Below are 921 nucleotides of genomic sequence, written 5' to 3'. Positions count from 1 at the left end.
TGATCCAGCTGGTCGGGCGCGATCCCGCCGCCATGGCCGAGGGCGCCCGCATGGCCGAGCGCGCCGGCGCGGACATCGTCGACCTGAATTTCGGCTGCCCGGCCAAAGAGGTCACGGGCGCGGCCTGCGGTTCGGCCCTGATGCGCACGCCCGAGCTGGCCTGTCGGCTGATCGAGGCGGCGGTGACGGCGACCTCCCGCCCCGTGACGGTCAAGATGCGTTTGGGCTGGGACGACGCCAGCCGCAACGCCCCCGACCTGGCCCGCCGCGCCGAGGCGATCGGGGTCAGGGCGGTGACGGTCCACGGCCGCACCCGGCAGCAATTCTACACCGGTCGGGCCGATTGGGCGGCGGTCGGCGAGGTCAAGGCGGCGGTCGGCGTGCCGGTGATCGTCAACGGCGACATCCTGACCGCTGAGGACGCGCGGGCGGCGCTGGCGCAGTCGGGGGCGGACGCCCTGATGCTGGGGCGCGGCGTCTATGGCCGGCCCTGGCTGGCCGCACATCTGGAGCGGGCCCTGGCTGACGGGACGGTGTTGGAAGAGCCGGATCGGGAGGCGCGGCTGGCCATCGTGGTCGAGCACCTGCGGGCCTCCGTCGCCTTCTACGGGATGCCGCTGGGACTGAAAATGTTCCGCAAACACCTGGGCTGGTACGTCGAGCAGGCGCCGTGGCCAGAGGATCCGGGCGAGCGGCGGGCCGCCAAGGGGCGGTTGTGCCGACTGGACGACCCGGCGGAGGTGGAGCGGGAACTGGCCGCGTTGTGGCGTTCGGTGACGCTTTCCAGCAACTCCCCTGTTGATATCGCGCCACAGTTCGCGGAAGCTGGCGCGGCATGACGGACACGCCGACCGCCGACGCCGACCCCGCTCCGGCCGCGCCCCGCGGCCTGGCGCGCTGGTTCGTCGGCTGGTCGGAGGA

General features: G+C 73.1%; 1 protein-coding gene. It reads left to right on the top strand.

Features of this window, described 5'->3' with window-relative positions:
- Positions 1–839 (top strand): tRNA dihydrouridine synthase (locus tag AC2W7C_RS18465; protein ID WP_486002647.1); only part of this gene is annotated, 839 nt, incomplete at its 5' end.
- Positions 840–921 lie beyond the last annotated feature (82 nt).

The organism is Brevundimonas sp. CURTG3B2_SDJG (assembly GCF_057364705.1).
The sequence above is the reverse complement of the archived record's forward strand: the minus strand, read 5'-3'. Positions and strand labels throughout refer to the sequence as shown.